Genomic DNA, 24,862 nt, shown 5'->3' with positions numbered 1-24,862 from the left:
GGCTTTGAGAGTGCCCCAATTTTGAGTTATTGCCCGGTGTAACAGGGGAATAACGCACCCGCTGTTTTTAACGCCAGCTTTCTACTGATGTTTTATTTAAATTATTAAAAGTTAAGGCGTTTAACGTGCCTTCTTTTTTTTATCCCACGATCTGGTAACCATCAGCATATCCTCTTGCAAAACCTTGGGGGTTCCCTTTTCCAAGGCCATTTTTCGAAAGCGTTCTCTCAAGGTTTCATCATGAGTTCCTTCTGCAATCAATGCCAGATAGCAAGAGAGGGGAATCGTGTTTCTAAAGTCTTGGCTTTCAAGTAAGTCGATGGCTGCTTTCGACACTTCCTGATGATCTTTGAAATGGATGAGTGCGACTGCAGCTCGCTCGTTATCCGAGGTGATCGGACGGGACGAGAGCACCTTTAAGAGAAACAGCTCCGCGGGGCGTCCGATCTCTCTGAGGGCAAGAAGGGCCCCCTCTTCATCGACGACCTCTTCGTGGCCGATCTCTTCAAAAAGAGCGATAATGGCCGACTCATCTTTGATCTCCCGCAGGCAATCGATTGCCAGCGAGGGGGCTTTACCAAATCCGGGGAAGAGAGGGTTTCTTAATTCCTCGTTGCGCATTAAAGCAATCAGGAAGGGGATTGCTCTTTTTCCCAGCAGACAGATTTTCTCGATCTCTTTCTCGGGGTACTCTTCTTCAGAGAGAATCAGATCGGCGATGAGAATTTCCTCGGGACGGCTTTTTTTCCCTTTGGAGTATATCTCTTTCAATCTCTGATAGAGAGCCCTTGATTTTTCAATTTCTTCCTTCTGGTCATCAGCGAGCGTTAGCGAGGCAAGGTTCTGACCGGACTTCTCCTCGATCATCTTAAGCTCATGCAGGCGGCTGATCGAGAAATCGGGATCGCGTCCCCTTCCTTCGGTCGCGTAATATTCAATCATCAGTGAAAAGCTGCCTGAAAAATGGGCTTCTCGGTGCCTTATTATATCGATATCAGTTTCAGATAGCTCAGAAAGAGCTCTTAATGCGTTATCTTCCTTCATTGCCTTTCCGGGTATTGTCTTTGACGGCCTTCATGACCGATTCAGCGTTATAGCTTGAGCGAACGAAAGGACCGGAGAAGATATAGGGAATCCCCATTTTAAGTCCTGTCGACTCATACTCTTTGAATTGCTCTGGTGTTACAAAACGTTTGACCAGCAGTTTTTTTTGCGAAGCTTGCAGGTATTGGCCGATAGTGACGATATCTACTTCAGCTTCCTTAAGATCTTTAAGGGTCTCCAGGACTTCATGATCGTCTTCGCCAAGGCCGACCATGATCCCTGATTTGATGAAAATCTGCTTGCCGAGCCTTGCGGCGGCTTTTTTGGCGTGGGATAGCACAAGTAAAGTCCTTTCGTAAGTGGCTCTGTGTCGGACTCTTGGGCTTAGACGTCTTACCGTCTCGATATTGTGGTTAAAAATGTCGGGTCCCGCATTAAGGGTGGTCTCAAGTGCTGCCATATCGCCGTTGAAATCGGAAGTGAGAAGCTCGATTGTACACTCAGGAGCATCCTTTCTTAAAGCTTCGACAACCTTTACAATATGTGAAGCCCCCTGATCACTTAAGTCGTCTCTTGCAACCATAGTGATGACAACGTGTTTTAAAGACAGGGCTTTCACCGACTCTACAATACGATCCGGTTCATCAGCTTCGAGGGATTTCGGAGTTTTAGAGAAGTCGATGTCGCAAAAGCCGCAGGCCCTGGTGCACTCTTTGCCCATGATCAGGAAAGTCGCCGTCTTTTTTGACCAGCACTCAAACAGGTTGGGGCACTTTGCCTCTTCGCAAACAGTACTCAGGCGGCTTTTTTCTAGAAGGGATCCTGTTTTAAAAAGATCTCCTCCCCTGGGCAGCTTTCTGTGGAGCCAGGAAGGAAAACGTCCCAGGGGTTTATCTTCGACGGGACGCTCAGGATTTTCCGGCAGAATATTCAACTTATTTTGCTTTCGCTGACCGAGGAATGTAAGTTTGTTATCCATCGCTTAAAATCCCCGATCTATACATTGGCCGGTTTCAACCGGGATTTTTGCTTCGGAGGAAGGTGCAGAGGGGTTTCATTGGCCATTAGCGCCGCTTCCAACCATACTTCAGCGACCGTCGGGTGAGCGTGGATGGTGTGGGTTACACATTCCAGCGTCATCTCATTGGCTATGGCGATACCCATCTCTGCAACTAAGGTGGAGGCATCGTGTCCGACGACCTGCGCGCCCAAAATTTGGTGAGTTTCTCTGTCGACAACAACTTGTGCAAAACCTTCTGTTTCCAACGAGGCCTGCGCTTTCCCCAAAGCCTGAAAAGGAAATGCACCAAGCGTCGCTTTGTAACCACTCTCGAGTGCCTGCTCTAAGGACATTCCTACCGTTCCTATCTCAGGATCGGTGAAAATGACGGAGGGAACGGCATTATAGTGCATGAATGCTTCTTTGCCGCATGCGTTTTCAGCTGCGACGAGGCCTTGGTGGGAGGCTACGTGTGCAAGCCACCATTTGGAAGCGATATCCCCTACGGCATAGATTCCCGGGGTTGTCGTTTCCATTTTCTCGTTTACTTCAATCAGTCCGTTTTGCGCGACGACGACTCCCGCCGCTTCAAGGCCAATACCTTTGGTGTTCAAGGAGCGTCCAACCGATACCAGAGCGATATCCGCTTTAACAGTTTCTCCTTGCGAGACCTTAAGTTCGACATGAGAGCCTTTATTGACGACCGATTCCACCAGAGCTTCGGTGTGGATGAGGATCCCTTTCTTCTTGAAGGTTTGCGTCAAAGCATGGGATACGCTTGGACACTCCATGGGAATGATTCTCGGTAACATTTCATAGATGACAACTTCGACTCCAAACGCGTTGAAAAGCGAGGCAAACTCGCAGCCGATAACGCCTCCGCCGATAATCACGATTTTAGAAGGAAGATCGGTGATTTCCAGGAGCGAGGTCGAATCATGGATCCTATCATAGTCGAAAGGGAACTGTGGCATATTCCTGGGCTCAGATCCGGTCGCGATGATGGTCTTGTCTGCTTGGATTACGGTATTGTCTTGTCCCGTGATTTTAATTTCGTTAGAGGAAATAAACTTGCCGAAGCCCCTGAAAAGTTGGATTTTATTGGATTGAATCAGGCCTTCCAAGCTCTTCCTGACTTTTTCCACCACACCGTCTTTTCGTTCTTTCATTTTGGCGTAGTTGAAAGAGGCTCCTTTGATTTCGATGCCAAAATCAGTGGCGTGCTGTATTTTCTTCCATAAACTGGCGTTGGAGATGAGCGCTTTGGATGGAATGCAGCCTCTGTTTAGGCAGGTTCCTCCCAGGTCTTTCGCCTCGATCAGGGCTACCTTTTTTCCTGCCTGTGCTGCTTTGATTGCCGCAGGGTAACCTCCAGGGCCTCCCCCTATGACTGCGATGTCGAACCGGGTAGGATTGTCATCTTGATGGGGAGTGGTCATTTTATTACCCTCTTTAGCGGTTTGAAAGAGCTTATTTATACCGAAAGTGCCTCAAAATTTGACTTTGAGACAGCCTCGGGATTGAATGTTTTTAAGTCTTCTCATATTTCTAATATTAGGCGACTTAAAAACATTCAATCTTAGGGAGCTTTCACTTTGTCAAAAGACAAGTTTTGAATGCATTCGTTACATAGTGATTAGAGCTTTAAGACAGGCTCTACGAGACAGTTCACGGTCCCTACAGGAAAAGGGTAGCAGAAACGGAATAAATTGGGGAGCCTGTCGATCGGTTCCGTACTACGCTCTGTTTTTTTAGACGGAGTCTGTAATTTATTCAATTCGATTTTAAGTAGATGTTGATCGATGGTGTATTTGAATATTTACCCAAAGTATCTCAAAATTTGGCATGTGGACATTCTCTAATGCCACAATGCTTTTTTAGTTTATTCTCAAATTGGATTTGAGGGGTACGAATCCCTTTGTCCGCTATAACAGAGGGCGTCTTGACCCCTCAATGAGATCGGTAGCGGCTTTCCCTCAAAGGGGTTTCAACAAACTGCTGTTAAACGTAATGGAAGGTGTTTCTTGTGATGGTGAAGTCGGCTTATATGCCCTTCATCGCGTAGGCGTGGCGATTTATGCTGCTGGATCTCATTTTGGACCCGAGCGTATATTGCAGGGACAAACGGGCGAAGAGCGTTCAAGTCTTAGCATCCAATCCTGCTGTGGCAGAAGGGAAGGAGTTTTATTTCAGTATCGGTCACGGTAGAGACTCTGTCAACTTAAACACTGCCGGTTAACCGGTTAATTCTTTTTTTGTCGGGATTCAGACAAAAAGCTATCCCGCCTCCCTTTTTGAAAAGGAGCACAATCCTCTTTTGGCTAAAGTTTTTGGTCTGAACACGATTTTTTCTGCGACCATTCGATCGCTGTCTCCTTAAAGTCTTTTATCGAAAATTTGCGTCTTTGAAGTCGTATATGACAAATCATAAGAGCTTTCCATCTCGGCAATGGGTGCGTTTTTCTCTCCCCGTATGTCGATTTTTAGTTATCTTTTGATAATTGGTCGTATTGTGTTAAAAACTCTTTTGGTTTCTTAAACTGATAAATTCTTGAATAAAAACAAGAGAATGTACGATATGTAAAAGGGAAATGCCGATATTTCAAAAATATGCGGATAGGATCGAGGTGGTGCTGGAAGCTTCTTTACAATTTTTGGGCCTCATATCCGCTATTTTTTTAAGGCTGCATACTTTTTGAAGGGATGAGCATATTTTACTGTGTATTTGAGGTAGCCGATGAACACTAAGACCGCAAAAACCAAGCTCTGCTGGAGCTGTGAAGGAAGAGTGGCGACGGATGTTGAAAACTGTCCTTTTTGCGGCGTCTACTTAAGTCCTCAGCCTTTGCAGCCGGGAAAAGGTGATCCGATAGTACCGCCCTACACAGCCGAAAGGGATAAGCATCCGAAAGATAAAAAAGCTCCTACTCCACCCTATCAGCCAAAAGAAAAAGATCCTCCGGTTCAAACGCAGCCAGAGGATAAAAAAATTCCCCTTAAATCAATTTCAACAAAAGAAGTTTTGACGCCTCTTCTTTCCCTGCTATCAGGGGCTGTTTTTTTGCTCTTCGGTCTATTGCTGCTGCTTTTTTCCGATCAGAGCGGCTATTTCACCCTGAAATGGAGCTCGGAGTTTTGGCCGGGTTACATCATCCTGAGTGCAGCCCTCCTATTTTACGGATGGCGTACGCTCAATCAGCTGCCTGAAGATTAATCTTTAAAAAATCCGTAAGCTCGCGAGGATACACTGAAAGCTTTGTGGACGTTTTTTAAGTTAGAAATCTCGAGCACCTTCTTTCTCATTAAGAACCCCAAAATCAACAGGAGGCCAATCCTTTAACGGTCTCTTAGAAGCGTTTATATGCTTCAAAGACGTTATTTGATTGAGGGGATTAGCTTAGCACAACGCCTGCGGTTGATGCCGCTATCTGTGTAAAGGGCCGTGCGTCTAAAACCAAGGGATTGCCAAAGGAAGCGCTTCCTTCTGCGGTAGCGTTCTTGCTTTCACCTACGGCATGCTCGTGCGTTACCGAGGAGTAGATCTCTTCCATTCCGGCTTCAAGCTCTAATATTTCGGTCAGACGCTTTCTGAATATTTCCTGGGGCGCGACAAGCTGAGCTTTGTAGCCGTCGTTCTTGAGCTGGAATTCGGCGTTTCCGCGTTCCCAGAGAACATATCCTTTCAGAAGCTCTTCTTGGATTTGTGCATCACTCATATCTGCCTTTGCCTCTTTGGCATCGGAATGGATGAAGACATGGGCTCTTTCAGGATCGCTGGCGGCGAGTGTTTCCATCGTTGTCAGGCCGCCGGCTCCATAAATTCCGAAATTGGCGCGGTGCATGATGGGGGCCATCTCTTCATCACTCTGGAAGCCCATGGGAACGATGTGAAGGTTTTGCGGAACTCTCCCCTCCTGCTTATACTTCCCGATCATTGCCGCGACGTCGCTGAAGAGCGAGGGCTTGCCCGCTTCATGGCGACCGCAGGCCACAAACAGATGGAACTGTTTCATCTCATGTCCCTCTCCGCTCTCGTCTCTCGAAGCTAAATCGTTGTGGAGGTTGGCAAGATCGATCACATCTTCGATATAGGCTTTCGTGGCCCCGGCGTTGGCCATGCTGCCGATAGTGATCAGTCCCACCATATCTTCGGATCCGACGTCAACCGGCGAGTAATCATATTCTGTTTTAACGATTGTGCCGTTGGCAGCATCGAATGCTTTACCTCCGCGCTTGCTGACAGTGTCTTCGTCAATAATTCCTGCGTCAACAAGCAATTTTTTCTCGTCCGCGTTGTTGAGCTTGATTCCGATATCGCCACTCAACGTTCCCTCTTTCGCCCTGATAAAGGCCGGCCTGAGCGGGAAATCGGTATATCGCACCTGACCTTCTTTCAAGGAGAGATTGAAGTGCTCTTTCCACCAGGCATCCATTCGGTCAATGTAGTTCGACTCTGTTTCGTCTTTGTATTGGGGAAAGGGAGCCGTCGAGAGGATGCGGTAGATTTTTTTGTCCGCACTGCTCAGGCTTTTGGCAGAAGCAGCAAAGTGAATTGCCTCCTCTGTCGGCATGTCCGTCATCATTTTCAGGACTTCGATATGTCTTTGAAACAGGAAATTTGCCAAACGGGCTGCCGCAACAATCGCGGTTGTCCCCATAGCCTGGGTATCGACAATGCGGGTGATTTTTCTATTACCCCAAAGAGTGAAAAATGTTTTTAAAAAGATCGGGAGAAAGAAGAGGATATCGGCGAGCCTGCGCCACGTCACGATTCCTAAGAACTTGCCTTTCACCAGGCTGATCTGTTTTTCGACATTGCCCTCTTTTTTTGCCTGGTCCCACACGCCGGTTGCTTTGTCGGCGATGAAGTTCGGGAGAATACTGTTTTTTAGCACATCGACACGATGGACGGCGCCGCTTTTGTTGCCCGCCTGGTCCAATAGTTTGTATTGGATGGCATCGGCTGCACTCTTGTGGCCTCCTCCTCCTTCGGACGTGATCAGATAGGTTTCTTCATCAGGAATGTAATCCAGAACAAACTCTAATTCGTTTTTCAGACATTCAGGGGGTACCGGGGCCGATAACGGAGCGGGTTGACCTGCTGATTTGATGTTATTGATTTCAGGCATATGAACTACCTTGCTTCTGTGCTAAATGTTGAATGATCTATTAAAACATAGTTGTGTTAAGGAATTATTAATAAAAAATGGGTTTTGTGTTGTTTGATAATTTTAATGTGATTTTCTGTTGTCTTTGCTCTTTTGAGGGGATGAAAAATCCTGAGCATCGCTTGTCGTACCGGAATTGTTTCAAATTTCTAGTCTCTTTGGACACAAAACTGGGGTGTTGGAAGGTATGGGCTGATGCCCGGCGCTATCCATTCGGAGGGGGTGGGCGAGTGTTTTCGAAACAGCATTTCCCGCTGTATTTTTCTCGGAGGATCCCTCAAAGTTCTTGAATAAATACCCGGCTGGCTTGGAAACTATACACTATAATTGACCCTGCTTGGGACATTTTTGCTTTGTGGAGTCTCTTTTGCTTGAAGAGCGACGGAAACCAAGTTGCCCGGGCGGAGACCAAGCGTGAAATTTTTTTAATGACGACAACCCTAGGCTTTTTATTATGAAGAACAAAGTTCACAAAGGCGATAAAGTATTCGTCAATTACGTTGGCACATTGGACAGTGGCGATATCTTTGACTCTACCGAAGGTAGGGAGCCTTTAAGTTTTGTCGTCGGCCAAGGGGTAGTGCTCAAAAAATTTGAAGATTGCGTTGCAGGGATGCAGCTCAATGAAAAGAAGAAAGTCTCCTTGGAGGCAAACGAAGCATATGGCGAAAAGCGCGATGAGCTGATCGTCGAGATACCAAAAGAAAACTTCCCGACCGATCTCAAGCTGGAAGTAGGTATCAAACTTCAAATCAGACAAAAAAGATCGATGGCCCTAACGCAGGCCGAGATTATCCGGATCGCTCAGAACACTGTCACCTTGGATGCCAATCATCCCCTGGCAGGAGAAAGGCTTCACTTCGAGATCGAACTTGTCGGAATCGAGTGATCGTAGCTGAGGAAATGAGCCCTGACTACGCTATTTCGTTTCAGGGCAGCCTCTTATGCGTGGATTGCTTTGATTAAATTGATACACTCACCGCGGTATGAGTCACCGAATTGGTAGTAGTGGTTTAGGGTGTGGTAGAGGCGGTAGATCCTTTGCCTCTCCTCAAACCCGGACTCTTTCGGGATGATCTCGTGGTAGGCTTCGTAAAAACGAGGAGGGAATCCACCAAACATGGTAGTGATCGAGAGATCCGCCTCGCTGTGGCCATAGTAAGAAGCAGGGTCGAAAACGACCGGCATCCCTTCCGTATCTCTCGCAGTATTGCCGCTCCACAAATCTCCATGAAGCAAGCAGGCGGTGGCCTCGATCTTTGAAAGAATGGTCTCTACGCTTTCTACCGCTTTTTCACCCAGGGACCGCAATTCTTTATCGCCATATTTATCTTCGTTGATCTTCAGTTGATAGCGGAGCCTTTTCTCAACGAAAAATGCAGTCCAGGAGTTGTTGAAGCTGTTCGGTTGGACAGTGGCACCCAGTAAGTTATCCAGGGGAAAGCCAAAAACCTCATGCGTTTTTTGCTGATGCATGAGAGCTAAATTTCTTCCCAGGAGCTCAATCGATTCAGGGGTGTGCGGTAACAGTTCAAGATATTCCATGATGAGGAACACCTGGTTTTCGTAATAGCCGAAATACTGCGGACGGGGGGATCTTAACGTACCGCTCTCGTCAATCATCTCCAAAGCCTTAGCTTCCGCAGCTATCGCATCGATATCGCCGGAAGAGGAGACTTTAACAAAAAAGCGCCCTTTATCGGTTTCGTATTGAAAGCACTGATTCAGAACGTTTTTTCCGAAGACGACAGGATCGCCGATCGAAGCGCATCCGATCTTTTTCCTGAGAGCCTTTAGAATAGCCTGAGTAATCATGTGTCTCTTTTCCGGTTAATGGGATGAAAATCTGTTCTTTATCCGGTTATTTCTAAGGCCTGTCCTCTATAGAGATAGCTTTTGATATTCAGTATGCTTTGCTGTTCCATAGGGTCATGAGCTTCGAAAAAAAATTCAGCTTATTAATCCAATGTGGTGAAATTTTTTCCGAAGCTCATAACCAAATTCGGCAAACAAATCAGACGATGTCAGTTTGTGGACAGTCTCGTAATTTATTTAGGATCATTTATTCAATGAAGGCTGAAACGCACGCTACGGTAGGTGGACCTAAGCACTGTATATATTTATTTATAACGCATAGCGTTTAAAAAAGCGAATTTTCAAAATAAATTCTATATGCGGGTTTGGCAAAGGGGATGAATGGCGGAAGATGTTAAAGGTTAAGCCACAGTCAAAAACGATTAGAAAACCCCGGATTCAAGACGAAAATATTTTATTGGTTCATACGTTTCTCGCCGGAATCCGGACACGGAGGTAGCAGGAAATCACCTTTCGAACCCTCTGTTTATCGAAATACCTGAAATGGGATAACATCAGGGTTTATACCGAAAGTCTCTCAAAATTTTGGATTTGGAGAGACTTTCGGTATAAGTGCTGCCGGTCGACACAGGTACCCTTCGTATGGGGCTCCTCTCACCGGAGAGTTTTTCGAAAGCAAGGTTTGTGATGACAAAATTTCTTTTCAGTATGCTGGCAGTTTTTGCCGTTTCTGCACCTCTCACAGGGGTTTGCTATAAGTGCGAAGTGATTAGGGAAGAGAATAAAAAATTGCCTCCTCCCAAGCATGAATATTACGAAGATTATTTAGAAGAACAGAAGGCCGAAGGCAAGACCACTTCAGGTGCCGTCGAGTTTATTGAAGAGAGCCCTGCTAAAGATGTTTCTTTGAATAAAGAAGATAATGAGTGACCTTTTAAACCGGCTGAAAGAGGTCTTTCACTCTTTTTGCGGTGCCATTGGGAGCAGACACCCCGGTGAACGCCTCTACTTTGAGCCGCTTCCGTATGACCGAGATGCATCTGGTCACCAGGTCTTCATCCAGTTTAAAGAGGATCTTGCCCCGCAGCCCTACTCAGTTGAAGCTTTTGAGAAGCTGATGGGCGTGACCTATGCCCACCATCTTGCGTTTCCTTCCAAAAAGGTGTATCGGCTTGTCAGGGAGCTTTGTAAAGAGGCTTTCGATAAAGGAGCGATCAGCAAGAGGGCGGAGTGGCTGGGTGTTGTGTTCCGCAATCAAATAGATACGGGAGGGGTTAAGCAAGTCTCCATACGCTGGATCGGCGATCGGATGGGCTTTGGACTTTTTGCGGAGGAAGAGATCCCGAAAGGAGAGATGGTAGGAGAGTACACGGGCCTTGTCAGACGCTGTTTTCCCCTCTTTTTTCTGCCTAACCGCTACAGTTTTCGCTACCCGTTATATCGTCTGCTTTTTGGCTCGTATACGATCGATGCTGAAGGGTTTACCAACGAGATCAGTTTCATCAACCATAGCCAGACCCCCAACTGCGAATCAGTTGTCAGCATCAACCACCATCTCTTTCACGTGCTAATTAGGGCAAAAGAAGATATTCCCAAAGGAAGTGAATTGACATTTGACTATGGTTGTCCCTTAGAGGATTTTATTTCGTGATGCTTTTCATGACACTATCGTAGTCCGGTTCTTGAGTGATTTCAGGAACTTGCTGGACATAGATCACTTTGTTGTCATGATCCAAAACGACAACAGCCCGGCTGCAGAGCCCTTTAAGGGGTCCTTCGATAAGTTGAACGCCATAATCTTTAGGGAAAGTGCTTCTGAAGCAGGAAAGAACCTGTTTTTGATCGACCGACTCGCTTTTGCAAAAGCGGGATTGGGCAAAGGGAAGATCCATGGAAACAGAGATCAGCACTGCGTCAGGTTCTCTTCGGACGGCCTCCTGGAATTTTTTGGCTGATGTCGCACAAACTCCCGTGTCTAAGCTGGGAACGATGTTGATGATCTTTTTCTTACTACCGAAGCTTCCCAGGTTTATTTCAGACAAGTCTTGAGCGACTAGAGTGAAGTCCGGCGCTTTAGAACCCACTTCAGGAAGCTTACCGATTGTTTTAACAGGTTGTCCTTTGAAATTGACTGTAGTCATAGCTTCCCTTTTGTATAGATTTCAGTTTTAGTACGGCCTCTGAGGCTTTCAATGAAGAAAAAAAATCTTCATACCGATATATAACGTGTTTGGATTTTCCGCACATTATCGAGGCTCTTTGAAATACTCAAATTATTTATTTTGAGCTTGTTAAATTTTATTTGAACTGAGATAAGGAGAAAAGTTCGACAAGGCTCTCCAAATTTTGAATTCATTTCGGTATAAATCAAGGGCAGTGAGCTTTGCTGAAAAACTTCAGATCTCGAAAGGGTGTGTTTTTGGCGGGTACCCTGCGCAAACAAGGCAACAAATAAGTTTTATCTCATGCAAAAAGATTATCAGAAATTTTACGAGGTTGCCGAGACGGCTGCACTCAAGGGGGGGGCGGTCCTTAAAAAGTGGTGGGGAAATCTGGTCAATGTCCGGGAGAAAAGTTCCAGCGGGGACCTCGTGACGGAGGCGGATCACGATTCTGAAGCGGTCGTATTAAGTGAAATTCGGAACGCTTTCCCTCACCACCGGATTGTTTCTGAGGAGTCGGGTTTAAGTGGACATGACCAAGGCGATTTTTTATGGGCTGTCGATCCTCTGGATGGAACGACCAACTATACCCATAAAATGCCCCTTGTGGCCGTATCTATCGCTCTTCTCTTTAAAGGGCAGCCCGTTGTTGGGATCGTCTACAATCCCTTCATGGATGAAATGTTCAAAGCAATCCAAGGAGAGGGAGCATATCTCAACGGATCACGTATCGGTGTGTCCAAAGTGGCCACGCTGGATAAAAGTCTTTTAGCGACTGGATTCGCCTATGATCGACGAGACACTCCCGACAACAACTACCTGGAATTTTGCTACATGACATCGATTACCCAAGGTGTTCGGAGAATGGGTTCGGCGGCTTTGGATCTCGCTTTTTTGGCCTCAGGACGCTACGACGGCTTTTGGGAAAGGGGCTTGAAGATTTGGGACATTGCTGCGGGAATCTTGCTTGTCAAGGAAGCGGGTGGGATGGTCACCTCGTATGAAAATAGCGATCTCGAGATGGAGTCTGGACGAATTTTAGCTTCCAATGGACTAGTCCACGAGCAGATGAGCCGCAACCTCATCGCCATTCGGAAAAAACACACACCCTTTGTCTTTTGACCGCTATTCTCTCGACCGATTCAGGGCTTATCTGCAAGAGCCTGCCTTAAAACTGGTATATGAAGTTAAGGCGGTATCCTTTGAAACCTTTTTCGCCAAACTGGTAGGCCAGCTGCGTTGTCAGGCAGTCAAAGGCCAGGCATCTGTTAATGTGTGTGGTGGTGACATTTAAGGCAAATTCATCGTAGTGCCGGATAAATAGCTTGCTTCCCGCGAAATAGGTGTCTTTGATCTCAGCTCCGATGTGGAAAGCTCTGTCGCACAGCATCAGTCCGTTGCAGGAAAAAATGGAAATGCCATTTTTGATTGCAACATTGTGCAGGTGGTAGTTGAAGTTGACACCTGTGAGCCACAGGTTGGCTGAAGAAACATAGCCTGCGTAGTTATTTATGGAGAGCACGAAATGGCTGATTTTGTAGTGGGAGGAGCTGACTGCCCCTACCGATACAAAGCTGCCCGATGTGCAAAGATCAAGAGAGCCCCCGCTGCCTACTCTCGCAATTGACGTGAGCGACCAGTTTGAAGTGAGGGGAAGGCGCCAGCCTATCCCCAAGGATCCAACAAGGGAGGAGGCTCCTCCATTGCGGATGTATTGCAAAGGAGCATCAACAATGAAGGCCCAAGTGTTGCAGGGGCTGTATGAATAACGAAGAGGGAAGGTAAGCTGGGTGCTGTCGAATTTTTTTACTGTTGCCCGCGACAGATCCAGTCCAGCCTGAAATTGATGCCTGACCGGCTGGGTGTTAAAGCGGCAGTCGCAGCCGTTGAAAGGAGAGAGCTGCCCCAGAAGGTAATCTGATTCTGCCATCAAGGACATCAAACTTGTCGGGTTGCCTGCGATCGGATCGATAGGAGAGTGTCTGCAGTATGCCCTTAGGAGTTTTTCAAGAGAGGCCCCTTCTTTTATGAATTCTTTGAAAAGCGTCAGGCTCTCGTCCCGTGTAGCCCCTGTAAATGTCTCTGTGATTGCAGCATCCGGGATTTCCACAAAAAGGGTTGTGGAGTTGGCGGGGAAAAATGTGATGGCTTTTAGCCCCCTTAAGTCAATTCCAAATGCAATGGCAGTAGTGGGTGTGTATCCCGGGATGATTTCGGCTAGAGAAGCTGCTTTCAGCTCCCTGTTCAGATCGACTAAATTGGGCGCAGATATGTTGACGACTGTGCTGTTTGCCGCGACCTTCGCATGGTAGGGTTCGTAAGCATGCAGAGTTTGAAACAATAAACAGAGTATGGAGGTTTTCGTAAGAAAACCGCGGGTGCGAAAATATTGCTTGAAGATGGCCGGCCATCGGGCAGATAGAAGCATGGAATTCCCGGAGAAAATTTATTGATAAATATCAACCCCGGAGATTTTAAGTAAACGGCATTTGGCTTTGGAGTCAACTTAAAGAACGGGAATTTTTTAAATTGGATCTCGACCGTTTTTAGGGCAAACGAATCATACGATTTCAGTTTGTGGGCAGTCTCTTACTGCCGCGGGTTCTTCCGTCTTTTGGTCGAATCCAGGATCGCGTTTCCAGAGGGCTCTCATGGTTATAAGCATCGCTGTGCTGGAGGCAAGCGACAATCCCGCAGCTAAGGCCAAGTAGGGCCAAGAAGCGATATCGTCGATGTAGTATCCCGCCGTCGCGTAGCCAACTGAGCTGCCGAAGATGACAGGAGCGGCGTAAGCTGCCTGTGATTTAACGTGATCGACCAAGTCGCATCCAGAAGACGATGTGGCCATGATCGTGGTGTCGGAAATAAGGGATATGTGATCACCGCAGACAGCTCCGGATAAGATGGCTCCGAATACCGGAAGCAAGATGGGAAGCTGTTCGAGGGTGATAGCCCCGTCTAAGTGCTTCATCGACATCACCATCGGAATGGCGATCGGAAAAAGAATCGCGGAGGTTGCCCACGAGCTGCCAAGGGACAAGGAGATCAACGCTGCGTTCCAGAAGAGAATCAGGGGGAGCCATTGCAGAGGAACTGCATCGGCGATGAGCGAAGCGATCCACTGGCCGGTTTGAAGATCCTGACGGAGGAGTCCTCCCATGGTCCATGCTAAGACCAGGATAATAGTGACCGGGAACATGAGTTTGATGCCGTTTTTGAAAACATGCAGCAGTTCACCGATGAAAAACTTATGGGTTGCCACATAGTAGGCTGAAGAAGCGAGGATGGAACTTAGTCCCGCGAGGAACAGCACCAAGGAAATGGGGGCTTGCCGCATGGAGGCAAAAAAGCCGCTATCGCCTCCAAATAGCCAAAACCCGCCGAAATAGAGAAGAAAAGTGAGGGTGAAGGCGAGCAGGGAGCCGATAGGAAGAAAGAAATCGGTAACCGTCGCTTCTCTCGATCCGCTGGATTTTTCTTGGTGGTTGGCAAAGTCAATAGTTTTGCCGCCCAGCAGGTTTCCGGTTGTTTTGGCGATGTGGTCGTGTCTTTCGATCAGGCCGAAGCTGATGCGGAAGCGGACGATGATCCACACCGTGGCGATCAGAGTTGCCGAGTAGAAAATGTAGGGTAGAATTTTCAGGTAAAGGGAATAAGGGCTTGCCAGAACGAGCGTATTTTCGGTGAGGACATTGCTGACGCCGTTATCGTTCAAAAAGCCGATGATGGCCGCAGCCCAGCTTGAGACAGGTGTCAGCATCGTAATGGGCGCTGCCATGGAGTCTGTCAGAAAGGCCAGCTTGATACGCGATATGCGGAATCTGTCGGTGATCGGTCGTACGACAGAGCCAACGGTTAAACTGCTCAAGTAGTCGTCGATGCAGAGAATATGGGAGAGAATCAGTGAGCTTGTCTCGGCGGCTTTCTGGTCTTTGATTCTCGATTCTGTGAAGTGGACAAAGGCATTTGCAGCCCTGGAGGAGCGGATCATTTCAATTAGTATCCCCAGTGCCAAGACAAAAAGCATGATCAGCAGGTTGCTTGCCTTGAAAAATGAAGAAAGTGAGGCGACAGAAGCTAGCTGGGCATTGTCAAAGATTCGCGTTAATGCCAGCCCCAGTCCTTTGATCAGCGAGAAATCAGAGGCGATGGTAGCAGCCAGAAAAACTCCCAAAAAAAGGGCAAGACGGATCTTTTTTGTCCAGATGCCGACAATAAAAACAGCGAGCGGTGGAATGAGCGAAAGCCAGGACATGCAGTAAAAGACCTATGTTTTTTATATTAAAAATCAGAGTACCGGGTTATTTTATCACACTAAAACTCTTCAAGGCAAGAATCCTCATCTGGTCTGAGCGGTTAGACTCAAAGTGTCTCAAAATTTGGTTCTTGGCAAAGAGATAGCATTCTCTAGTTGTGATCTTTCAATCCTGCGGCTTTCTCAGAGTTGCAGTGCCAAATTTTGCGCTGCATTCCCCCTATCCGCCTTCTCGGTACCGAAATACAGCTATGTCTAAAAAATCATTTGTTTTAAAAATATTATATGATATTTGTATGAAGAAAAAATTAAGATTTAAACCAAAGTCGTAAGAAATATTTAAATTTTAAAGGTTTTTATGTCCCGCCGCTCTATTTTTCTTTTTGTCGCTGCCTTCGGTTGTTTCATTGCAGCGTTTATACTCAAAACGCAAACTTCATATCCTAAATTAACAAGTGAAGATCTACTGCGCACTCCCAGGGAGGAGATCGGGCGTATTTACACATTGCATCAGTACGTCGATGGTCTTTTTCAGCAAAAAGCGATTCCCTATTTTGCGATCGCCGGAACTTTGCTTGGCGCTGTCCGCCACGGGGGTGTCATTCCGTGGGATGATGACCTCGATATTGGCATTATGGAGGAAGACCTACCCAGGGTGTACGATTTGCGGGAGACATTAAATCAGCAAGGGTATGACATCACCGAATTCGGCGGTGGCGTAAAAATCTATTATATGGACGGTAAAGTCATTCCAGACCCTGAGCATCCCGGTGAGTCATACAAATGGAAGTTTCCGTGGGTCGATCTTTTTTTGATGAAGATTGAGGGAAATCGGGTGGTCTATGCTGTCGATCGTTTAAAGGAAGGCTTTAAAAATGAGTGGTTTTACGCAGAAGATGTGAAGCATCTAAAGCGGCTTCCCTTCGGAGAGGGGAGTATCCCCGCCCCGGACCAGTGGATTGATTATTTGAATCGTGTCTACGACGGAAACTGGAATACGACAGCTTATAAAGATTATGATCACGCTGAAGAGAGGCGGCTCAGCAAGATTCCTGTTCCCATCGTCAATTTTAGGCGGTAGCGGAGCTGACCCCGGCGGGGTTATTGATGAAACTCTTAATTCCAGGCGCTCATGCCACCCTCGAGCACACGCACGTTTTTTAATCCTTGGGCATCAAAATAAGAGGCGGCAATGAGTGCCCGCGTCCCTGATGCACAGACAAAAACCAGTTTGGAATTGCCTTCCGAGGAAAAATTTTTACTGCTAAGTTCCGCTAAAGGGACAGGTACAGCGCCTTCAATGTGCCCTTGAGCCCATTCTGAGGGTTCGCGCACATCGATAACAGACACTTCTTCCCCTTGTTTAAGGGCCGTTTTGAGGGTGGGGGGCGCAATATATTCAATTTCACTCAAGCCGCCATTGACCGGATCAAGGGTGTATCCGACAATAGTGTCGAGGCCAACTCTTGCCAACTCAACTGCTGCCTGCCTGGCCTCTTCCGCTGTTGTCGCGATGATTCCCAGCGGTTTGTCATAGGGTAAAATATACGAGGCCCAAGGGGCAAATTTGGGGTTTCGTGGCAGCCAGAGGGTTCCGGGCTGATGATCCTTTAAAAACAGCGTGGATGGTCTTGTATCGATCCACACGATCTCATCCGCTTCTTTTTTGATCAGCTTCAGCCCCTGTAAAACATCACTTAAAGGTTTACTTCCTTTGACATTAGCTTTTTTCATTCTGGAAAAATAGGAGGGAGCTTTGGGCATGTTTTCCATCAGCTTCAGGGTCCAGGCCTTTTTTTCTTGGAAACGAAGGGCGGGATTAAACTGTCTTTCAAATCCTAAAGTGGAACTGTCCCGGGATCCGAGCGATTTACCACAAAGAGATCCTTGGCCGTGCCCTGGAAAAATTTCCACAAAATCGGGCAAAGGCTTCAATTTGTCAAAGAGCGATAAGTAGAGGTCGTCTTCCAGCTTCTCAAGTTTTTCCTTTCCGAGCAGATCCGGACGGCCCACATCTCCTACAAAGAGAAGGTCTCCTGTGAAGACAAACCAGGGCGTCTCTTTGGAGCGGGCAAGGTCGTAGGCCAGCCAGACAATATGCTCGGGCGTATGTCCCGGGGTGTGCATGGCTGTCAGCTGCAGGTTGCCAAAGACAATAGTATCGCCGTCTTCCACGGCGTGGTCGCAATAGGAGGGAAGCCACTCTTTGCCACCCAGGGCCGAACAGTAAATCAGGGGCTTTCCATGCAGTTTGTCCTTGAGATCTTTTGATCCTGAGACGAAATCGGCATGCACGTGTGTTTCAAGTATATATTTGATGGTGTAGCCGTTGGCTTTGGCAACATTGAGATATTCTTCGACGTCCCGCACAGGGTCGATGACAGCACACTCTTTTGACTTCTCATCTCCGATCATATAGCTTAAAATGGCAAGACCGGGAATGAAGCGCTTATAAAAAAACATTGCGGCAGCCTCCTTGTTTTTAAGCCACATTCGCAGGATATTCATCCTGATTTTGACGGTAAAGAGATATACCGAAAGTGCCTCAAAATTTCTTTTTAGCAAAGAGAAAGGTTTTAAGGTTAACAGGTTATAAGTAGCTGAACATTAAGTGGCTTATGTCCTGTCGATTGCAAAAGTTTCGCAAAGCTAAAATCTCTTGTGTTGAGACACTTTCGGTGTACTTTCCCTATTAAAACTGTCTTAGACGAGAGGGCTTTATGTTCCATCTGAAATCCGACTATTCACCCAAAGGGGATCAACCTAGGGCTATCGAGGAGCTCAGCAAAGGAGTCAAGGAGGGGAAGCGCTCCCAGGTGCTTTTGGGAGTGACTGGATCCGGAAAAACGTTCACCATGGCCAATATCATCGCCGAGATCAAGCGCCCCGCATTAGTGTTGGCGCATAACAAGACGCTCGCGGCCCAGCTCTATCAGGAATTTAAGGCTTTTTTTCCAAACAACGCCGTAGAGTATTTTGTCTCTTATTACGACTACTATCAGCCGGAAGCGTACATCCCCAGGACCGATACTTATATCGAAAAGGACATGGCGATCAACGATCAGATCGACAGGATGCGCCTCTCAGCGACCCGCTCCCTCCTTGAGAGAGATGATGTAGTTATCATCGCATCGGTTTCTTGCATTTATGGCTTGGGTTCTCCGGAGTATTACCGGGGGATGAATCTTAGGATCACAAAAGGGGAAGAGAGAAGAAGAGACGACGTTCTCTTGCATCTGGTCGAGATGCAGTATAAGCGCAATGACTTCGACTTTTCCCGTGGAACATTTCGTGTGCGCGGTGATGTGCTCGACATCTTTCCTGCCTACGAAGAAGACAAAGCCTTTAGGGTCGAGTTTTTCGGGGATGAAATCGATAAAATTGTCGGACTTGACCCTTTGACGGGTCGAAAGGGAGCTGCCCTTGAATCCATCACAATCTATCCCGGTTCCCACCACGTCACTCCCGAGGAGGTGAGACTGACTGCGATCGAAGCGATTAAAAAAGAACTGGAAGAGAGGGTTGCTTTTTTTGAGAGCGAAAAGCGTTACATTGAAGCGCAGCGCATACTTGAGCGGACACGCTACGACCTGGAGATGATCAAAGAAGTGGGATTTTGCAAGGGAATCGAAAATTACTCCCGCCATTTCGCAAGAAGAAATCCCGGGGATCCTCCCAGCTGCCTGATTGATTACTTTCCTAAAGACTATCTTCTCTTTGTCGATGAATCTCATCAGACCATACCCCAGCTGCACGCAATGTACAATGGCGATAAGGCGCGGAAAAAGGCCCTTGTCGACTTCGGGTTCCGTCTTCCTTCGGCCTATGATAACCGTCCATTGAAGTTTGAAGAGAGCTACGACCGCTTTAACCAGGTAATTTATGTTTCCGCAACCCCCTCCCCATGGGAAATTCGCGAATCAAATGGCGTCGTTGTCGAGCAGATTATCCGTCCCACAGGACTTCTGGATCCTGTTGTTGAGATTAAACCCGCTTCATCGCAGGTAGACGACTGTCTTGAGCTGATCAAAGAGAGGACGGAAAAGGGCGCCCGGGTCTTGGTGACAACGTTGACTAAGCGCCTCGCCGAAGAGTTGACCGGTTATCTGAACGACCTGGGCATTAAAGCGAAGTATCTGCATTCCGATATCGATACTTTAGAGAGAATGCAAATTATTCATGAGCTTCGTCTTGGAAAATTTGATGTACTTGTTGGTATTAACCTGCTGAGAGAAGGTCTTGATATTCCAGAGGTATCGCTTGTTGCTATCCTGGACGCTGATAAGGAGGGCTTTTTAAGAAGCGAGACGGCTCTCATCCAGACATGCGGCAGGGCGGCGCGCAATAGCGAGGGAAAGGTCGTCATGTATGCCGACAAAGAGACCGCATCCATTAAAAGGGCCCTTCTGATCACAAAAACGAGACGAGAGATACAAGATAAATACAACAAGGAGCATGGGATCACTCCTAAAACGGTGTTCAGAAGCATCAATGCTCTCGTGGAAGAGTATGAGTCTGTGACTGAAGATAGTAAGAAGTCTCCCAAAGGGCGCAAGAAGGCAAAAGAAGAGGAGGAGTCTTCTGTTTCGTTAGATGCTGACAGTGTACGCGAACGAGTTAAAGAATATGAATCGAAAATGAAAAAAGCTGCACAGGCGATGGAATATGAGGAGGCAGCGAAGTGGCGCGACTTAATGCGTAAATGGACAAACATTGAGATGCGCATGGGGCATGATGAAGATTGAACCCCTTCTTGTGAGATCTCGTAAAATGTTTTGTATAAAAATCATGCGATCAAGACCTTTTCACCGAAGCGCCCTCATTGTTTCAAATTTTTAAGTTCGCCTCGGTATCCATTTGAATTCTCCGCTCTTTAGTGGTATACCGAAGGCGTCTCAAAATTTGTTTTTCCCTGAGTTGAAAAATAAATTTTGAGATGCGTTCGGTAAAAACTCGAAAACGGTTCGTTGGAGTACTATGCCCGAAGAAGGAAAATCACAAGATGCCGCCAGCTGGAAAGCTGTCCATCTGCTTGCGACAATCAACAGGCTTTCTTACTCGGCAAACACTTCCAAGACGAGGCAACAGCTAATTTTCCTGATTCTAAATGAGACAATCCGCATTATTCAATATCAGCGGGCGACACTTTGGAAAATTGATGGAGATGCCGAGCTTGTAGGTGTTTCAGGCACTTCCCAATTCAATCCCGATGCTGAACAGTTTCAATATCTTAAAAATGAGCTGTCGACATTCGATAATAAAAAAGAGACCAAAGTATTTGGGATGGTAAAGGGGGAGCCGTCTCCCGAGCGGCCTAGTTTGTTGTGGCTTCCGATCCCGATTCAGGGCGAGGCTAATTTAGGGCTTCTCTTAGAGCGCTGGAGAAAGCAAGAGTGGCTGGAAGATGAGCAGGTCATCATTGGATTTTTGATGAAGAACTATGCCACGGCATGGGATCGCTTTAATTCACAATTTCACTGGAAAGCTCTTCTGACAAGAAAAACAGCCGTGATTGTCACTGCTGCTGCTTTGATCGTATTTATCATTCCTATCGACTTACCCATTTCTGCACCTTGTGAAGTGATTGCCAAAGATCCTTATGTGATTGCGGCTCCGTTGGATGGCATCATCGAAAATGTGACGGCTGATCCCGGAAAAGTAGTCAGGAAAGGAGATATTCTTTTTAGCTACGACAGTAAAGAGACTTTACAAGAGCTTAAGGCCGCGGAAGAAGAGGTGCGTGTCCTAAAGGCTCAGCTGGAAAGGTCCTACATTCTTGGCCTTGAAGACCAAGAGCAGCAAGAGCAGCTTGCGGTTCTTAAGCATCGGCTTAATAAGGCTCAGAGTTATTTGGACTTGGCGGAACACAGAGTCCAAGAGTTGGATGTTAGGGCTCCCGAGGATGGCATCGTCCAGATTGACGACCCCGATAAATGGCGCGGCAACCCTGTCAAAATAGGGGAGAAGGTATTGACGATCACCGATCCTAAAAAATCGATGGTCAAAATTTGGATTCCGGAAGGGGACAATGTTTTTATTGATCCCGAAAAAGATATCAAAATTCTCCTCAACATATCCCCTGAAAAGACATACAGGGCCCAACTTTCCTTTCTTTCATCCGAGTCCGTGCTGGATGATCATTCCATTCCCAGCTTCGTTGCTGAAGCTGAGTGGGTAAAATCTCCTGAACATGAACAGCTCGGGCTTAAGGGGAGCGCAACTCTTTATGGGCCTCGCGTTTCTGTTTTCTATTGGCTTGCACGCCGTCCCTGGGCCTTTTTACGGTCAGTGTTCAGTTTTTGAATTTAGGCCGATTTCTCACGGTTTCAATCACAGTTTGAGAATTGTGGTTAGTTTCTAAGTCTTTCTATATTTGTCAGATGAGTTGGTGTTGGGTTTGTGGAGATACATGTCGATTTATTGACGAGATCCCTTTGTTAACCGCCTGTAAAGTTAAATTTTCAAATTTAATCAGGATGGTTTACCGTGAAAAGAGGGGAGAGAGAGGACTTAGAGCCTATACTAAAACTCCAATATGCACTTTGCTGCTGAAATTGCCTGTGAGCTAATTCAGCGGGAAAATCATAAAGTATCAGTTTTAGAGCAGTCTCGCGTATGAGTCTTTTGTTTTCCCGTTTTCATTCACCAGCTAGCTGTGAGCTATTTTTATGAAAGACGAGCCAAAGAACGAACCCATGAAGCAGTTTAGAATTATCCCATTGGATGAGAGGATTTTATTCGATGCCGCCGCTATGGTTGATTTTGTTCAGCAAGTAGAAAGCAGCAGCTCCACCGGTTCAAATGACCCTGCCAGCGCCCAGCATCAAAGCAGTGAAAAATCATCGGATGCCAAGCAAACCGATAGTAATCAAGCGGCAAAAGATTCTAACATTGGAAGTCACAAACAGCAGGCTGGTCAAGATGAAAGCGACCATGAAACAGACGGTTTGTCGCTCGCGCAGACCATAGATCCTATTCAAAACCAAGCAGACGGAATTAGGGTGCTTGTTGTTTCGTCAGAAATTCGAGATGCCACAACACTATCGCAAGCGGCACTTAACGGGGTCAAGATCGTTTATTATGACGCTTCGACGACCACTACCGAGATGTTAACTGCAAAAATTGCACAAACGTTGGATGGCGAGCAGGCCGACAGCATTGCCTTTGCCGGATTTGGCGAAGCGGATGGTTTCCACCTGACGCAAGGCAAGGTGGTTTCGGCTGAAACCATTGAAAATGATACCGGGTTGCAGAAGTTTTGGAATGAAGTTGGGAACATGGTCAAGGATGATGGCCGTGTCGACATCTTGGCCTGCAACTTAGTTTCAACCGACAAGGGCTTGCAACTGATCGCACAGATCGATCAGGTGGTGGACCACGATGACGATGGCTCCGACATCAAAGTGGCGGCATCCAATAACTTGACAGGGAGCGAAGCCGCCGGTGGAGACTGGGTTCTTGAAAAGGGTGGGGTCGATGTTGCAAAGACCTATTTCAATACGGAGCGCTTGAGCGCTTGGAATCAGGTTCTGGATAATACCGCCTATCAAATTGCCGATATTAACGCATCGGGTGCCTCCTCTCCTGCCAATTTTGTCGACGTGAATGGAACGCTTTACTTTACGGCGACCACTTCCACCAATGGTCTGGAGCTTTGGAAAAGTGATGGAAGTGCGGCAGGAACTGTCTTGGTGAAAGATATTAACCCAGGAACTCTATCATCATCTCCCGGAAACCTCACTAATGTCAACGGAACGTTATTCTTTACAGCGGATGATGGATCAAATGGCGTTGAGCTCTGGAAGAGCGACGGAACAGCTGCAGGGACTACTCTTGTTAAAAATATCTATACAACTAACGGGAGCTCTAACCCCACCGGCTTAACAAACATTAGCGGCATTTTGTACTTCAGCGCCTCCGATCCCTCGAATGGAACGGAAGTGTGGCGCAGCGATGGCACTTCCTCCGGTACATATATGATTGCTGATGTGCGCAACGGATCGCCTTCCAGCAACCCCACGCAGTTTACTGAAGCGGGGGGGAAGGTTTTCTTTGCCGCGACGACAGGCGCTTCCGGTACTGAGCTGTGGGTGACTGATGGTACAGCAGGGGGAACTAAACTGGTAAAGGAGATCCGCAACGGTGGCGTTTCATCTGATCCAACCAACCTGATCAATCTGAATGGTACTCTTTACTTTACCGCCGATGATGGCTCAAGCGGCCCTGAGCTCTGGAAGAGTGACGGAACGGCTGTCGGGACGACTCTTGTCAAAGATATCTTTTCCGGAAAAGACGGCTCTTCGATGACGAAACCCGTTGTGATGAATGGCAACCTCTACTTTGCCGCCACCACATCGACTCAGGGAAGCGAGCTCTGGAAGAGCGACGGAACGGCCGCAGGGACTGTCATTGTGAAAGATATTTCTTCCGGAACAGGTTCTTCCTCTCCTTCTGGTTTGACTGTTTTAAACAACACGCTCTATTTTGCGGCCGCTTCCTCGACAGGTAATGTCGAACTGTGGAAAAGCGATGGCACGACAGCGGGAACAGAGCAAATTGCTGAGATTGAAACTGGAAGCTCAGGGTCATCACCTCAGCAGCTGACAGCTTTCAACGGGAAGATCTATTTTACAGCCACCACAACCGATAAAGGCACGGAAGTGTGGGTGACAGACGGTACAAGCTCGGGAACGGTTCTGGTTAAAGATATTCGTGCAGACACGACAGGATCAGCACCCACTAATTTAACTGTTTCCGGAACCAAACTCTATTTCAGTGCCGATGATGGTTCCACGGGGCAAGAGTTATGGGGTCTTGATACGACAGCAAGTGTCGATGCTAAAGATCAATCGTATTCTCTATCGGAAGACAATTCACTGATTGTTCCCGCTCAAACAGGGCTTTTGACTAACATCGTCGATCCCAATGGCGGAGCAAAAGTCTTAAGCTATACATCTCCTGCCCATGGTAACTTGGAGTATGTCAATGCCGATGGTTCATTCAAATACACACCGAATGCCAATTTTAGCGGTCAGGATGGCTTTTCATTTACAGTACAAAACAAAAGCGGAGGTACTGACACGGCAACTGTGACTTTCACTGTCTCAGCCTTCAACGACGCTCCCGTCAACCAGGTTCCTGCGACAGCTTCCGTCAATGAAGACTCTCTACTGACTTTCTCGGCCGCCAATGGCAATCAGATCTCTGTAGGTGATGTAGACGCAAGCTCAAGCACCCTTCAGGTTACTTTGACATCAGCCAATGGCACTATGTCGTTAAGTCAAACGAACGGTTTGACGTTCACTGCAGGTAGCGGTACCAACAGCTCAAATATGGTCTTTACGGGAACGGCTGCCAATATCAACGCTGCCCTGAACGGACTCACTTTTTCTCCTTCAGCGAACTTCAGCGGCACAGC

The 24,862-nt window shown here is 47.2% G+C and carries 19 protein-coding genes; 10 read left to right on the top strand and 9 right to left on the bottom strand.

What is annotated here, in order from left to right; all coding sequences use genetic code 11:
• Positions 1 to 120: 120 nt before the first annotated feature.
• From ELAC_RS00090 to lpdA, 3 genes are read right to left on the bottom strand one after another with little or no spacing between them, the layout of a single operon-like run.
• Positions 121 to 1,044 carry a hypothetical protein gene (locus tag ELAC_RS00090; protein WP_098037240.1) on the bottom strand — a complete coding sequence of 308 codons (924 nt, stop codon included), beginning with the start codon at positions 1,042 to 1,044 and terminating at the stop codon, positions 121 to 123.
• Positions 1,031 to 2,023 carry a lipoyl synthase gene (gene lipA / locus ELAC_RS00085; protein ID WP_098037239.1) on the bottom strand — a complete coding sequence of 331 codons (993 nt, stop codon included), beginning with the start codon at positions 2,021 to 2,023 and terminating at the stop codon, positions 1,031 to 1,033. The genes ELAC_RS00090 and lipA overlap by 14 nt, the downstream gene beginning before the upstream one ends.
• Positions 2,024 to 2,040: 17 nt before the next feature.
• Complete coding sequence (gene lpdA / locus ELAC_RS00080) at positions 2,041 to 3,483, bottom strand: dihydrolipoyl dehydrogenase (protein WP_098037238.1); 1,443 nt, start codon at positions 3,481 to 3,483, stop codon at positions 2,041 to 2,043.
• 638 nt (positions 3,484 to 4,121) lie between these two features.
• On the opposite strand from lpdA, the gene ELAC_RS11685 reads away from it, so the two are divergent.
• Positions 4,122 to 4,283 carry a hypothetical protein gene (locus ELAC_RS11685; protein ID WP_158227760.1) on the top strand — a complete coding sequence of 54 codons (162 nt, stop codon included), beginning with the start codon at positions 4,122 to 4,124 and terminating at the stop codon, positions 4,281 to 4,283.
• A 498-nt stretch (positions 4,284 to 4,781) separates the two neighbouring features.
• Positions 4,782 to 5,258 carry a hypothetical protein gene (locus ELAC_RS00075; RefSeq protein WP_098037237.1) on the top strand — a complete coding sequence of 159 codons (477 nt, stop codon included), beginning with the start codon at positions 4,782 to 4,784 and terminating at the stop codon, positions 5,256 to 5,258.
• 178 nt (positions 5,259 to 5,436) lie between these two features.
• Here the strand turns inward: ELAC_RS00075 and ELAC_RS00070 are convergent, their stop codons facing one another.
• A complete protein-coding gene (locus ELAC_RS00070; RefSeq protein ID WP_098037236.1) occupies positions 5,437 to 7,173 on the bottom strand; it encodes a hypothetical protein in 1,737 nt (578 codons plus the stop codon).
• Positions 7,174 to 7,666: 493 nt separating this feature from the next.
• Between ELAC_RS00070 and ELAC_RS00065 the strand changes: the two genes are divergently transcribed.
• Entirely contained in the window at positions 7,667 to 8,101 is a 435-nt protein-coding gene (locus ELAC_RS00065; RefSeq protein ID WP_098037235.1) for an FKBP-type peptidyl-prolyl cis-trans isomerase, read from the top strand.
• Positions 8,102 to 8,154: 53 nt separating this feature from the next.
• Here ELAC_RS00065 and ELAC_RS00060 read toward each other — a convergent pair whose 3' ends face one another.
• Positions 8,155 to 9,027: a fructosamine kinase family protein gene (locus ELAC_RS00060; protein WP_098037234.1), complete on the bottom strand. Its 873-nt coding sequence runs from the start codon at positions 9,025 to 9,027 to the stop codon at positions 8,155 to 8,157.
• A 687-nt stretch (positions 9,028 to 9,714) separates the two neighbouring features.
• Between ELAC_RS00060 and ELAC_RS00055 the strand changes: the two genes are divergently transcribed.
• Together ELAC_RS00055 and ELAC_RS00050 are read left to right on the top strand one after the other, a co-directional pair.
• On the top strand, positions 9,715 to 9,957 hold the full coding sequence (locus ELAC_RS00055; RefSeq protein WP_143406387.1) for a hypothetical protein: 243 nt from the start codon (positions 9,715 to 9,717) through the stop codon (positions 9,955 to 9,957).
• Positions 9,950 to 10,678: an SET domain-containing protein gene (locus ELAC_RS00050; RefSeq protein WP_098037232.1), complete on the top strand. Its 729-nt coding sequence runs from the start codon at positions 9,950 to 9,952 to the stop codon at positions 10,676 to 10,678. Before ELAC_RS00055 ends, ELAC_RS00050 begins: the two co-directional genes overlap by 8 nt.
• Here ELAC_RS00050 and tpx read toward each other — a convergent pair.
• Complete coding sequence (gene tpx, locus ELAC_RS00045; protein WP_098037231.1) at positions 10,668 to 11,168, bottom strand: thiol peroxidase; 501 nt, start codon at positions 11,166 to 11,168, stop codon at positions 10,668 to 10,670. The two genes, ELAC_RS00050 and tpx, sit on opposite strands and share 11 nt — an antisense overlap.
• Positions 11,169 to 11,492: 324 nt before the next feature.
• Here tpx and ELAC_RS00040 point away from each other — a divergent pair, with 324 nt between their 5' ends.
• Positions 11,493 to 12,311: an inositol monophosphatase family protein gene (locus ELAC_RS00040; protein ID WP_098037230.1), complete on the top strand. Its 819-nt coding sequence runs from the start codon at positions 11,493 to 11,495 to the stop codon at positions 12,309 to 12,311.
• A 46-nt stretch (positions 12,312 to 12,357) separates the two neighbouring features.
• Here ELAC_RS00040 and ELAC_RS00035 read toward each other — a convergent pair whose 3' ends face one another.
• Positions 12,358 to 13,617 carry a hypothetical protein gene (locus ELAC_RS00035; RefSeq protein ID WP_239414268.1) on the bottom strand — a complete coding sequence of 420 codons (1,260 nt, stop codon included), beginning with the start codon at positions 13,615 to 13,617 and terminating at the stop codon, positions 12,358 to 12,360.
• 132 nt (positions 13,618 to 13,749) lie between these two features.
• Positions 13,750 to 15,444, bottom strand: a complete 1,695-nt coding sequence (locus tag ELAC_RS00030) for a Na+/H+ antiporter NhaC family protein (protein WP_098037229.1) — start codon at positions 15,442 to 15,444, stop codon at positions 13,750 to 13,752.
• A gap of 358 nt (positions 15,445 to 15,802) precedes the next feature.
• On the opposite strand from ELAC_RS00030, the gene ELAC_RS00025 reads away from it, so the two are divergent.
• Positions 15,803 to 16,525 carry a LicD family protein gene (locus tag ELAC_RS00025; RefSeq protein ID WP_098037228.1) on the top strand — a complete coding sequence of 241 codons (723 nt, stop codon included), beginning with the start codon at positions 15,803 to 15,805 and terminating at the stop codon, positions 16,523 to 16,525.
• Positions 16,526 to 16,560: 35 nt separating this feature from the next.
• Here the strand turns inward: ELAC_RS00025 and ELAC_RS00020 are convergent, their stop codons facing one another.
• Positions 16,561 to 17,907 (bottom strand): MBL fold metallo-hydrolase, encoded by a 1,347-nt coding sequence (locus tag ELAC_RS00020; RefSeq protein ID WP_158227759.1) that lies wholly within the window; start codon positions 17,905 to 17,907, stop codon positions 16,561 to 16,563.
• 257 nt (positions 17,908 to 18,164) lie between these two features.
• Here ELAC_RS00020 and uvrB point away from each other — a divergent pair, with 257 nt between their 5' ends.
• The 3 genes from uvrB to ELAC_RS00005 all read left to right on the top strand — a co-directional run.
• The gene (gene uvrB / locus ELAC_RS00015) at positions 18,165 to 20,189 is read left to right on the top strand and encodes an excinuclease ABC subunit UvrB (protein WP_098037226.1); all 2,025 of its coding nucleotides are present in this window, start codon (positions 18,165 to 18,167) and stop codon (positions 20,187 to 20,189) included.
• A 232-nt stretch (positions 20,190 to 20,421) separates the two neighbouring features.
• Positions 20,422 to 21,747, top strand: a complete 1,326-nt coding sequence (locus ELAC_RS00010) for an efflux RND transporter periplasmic adaptor subunit (RefSeq protein ID WP_098037225.1) — start codon at positions 20,422 to 20,424, stop codon at positions 21,745 to 21,747.
• A gap of 365 nt (positions 21,748 to 22,112) precedes the next feature.
• On the top strand, positions 22,113 to 24,862 hold a 2,750-nt coding region (locus tag ELAC_RS00005), incomplete at its 3' end, for an ELWxxDGT repeat protein (protein WP_143406385.1).

The organism is Estrella lausannensis, from assembly GCF_900000175.1.
Lineage (GTDB): Bacteria > Chlamydiota > Chlamydiia > Chlamydiales > Criblamydiaceae > Estrella > Estrella lausannensis.
This window is presented reverse-complemented; position numbering and strand designations above follow the sequence as displayed.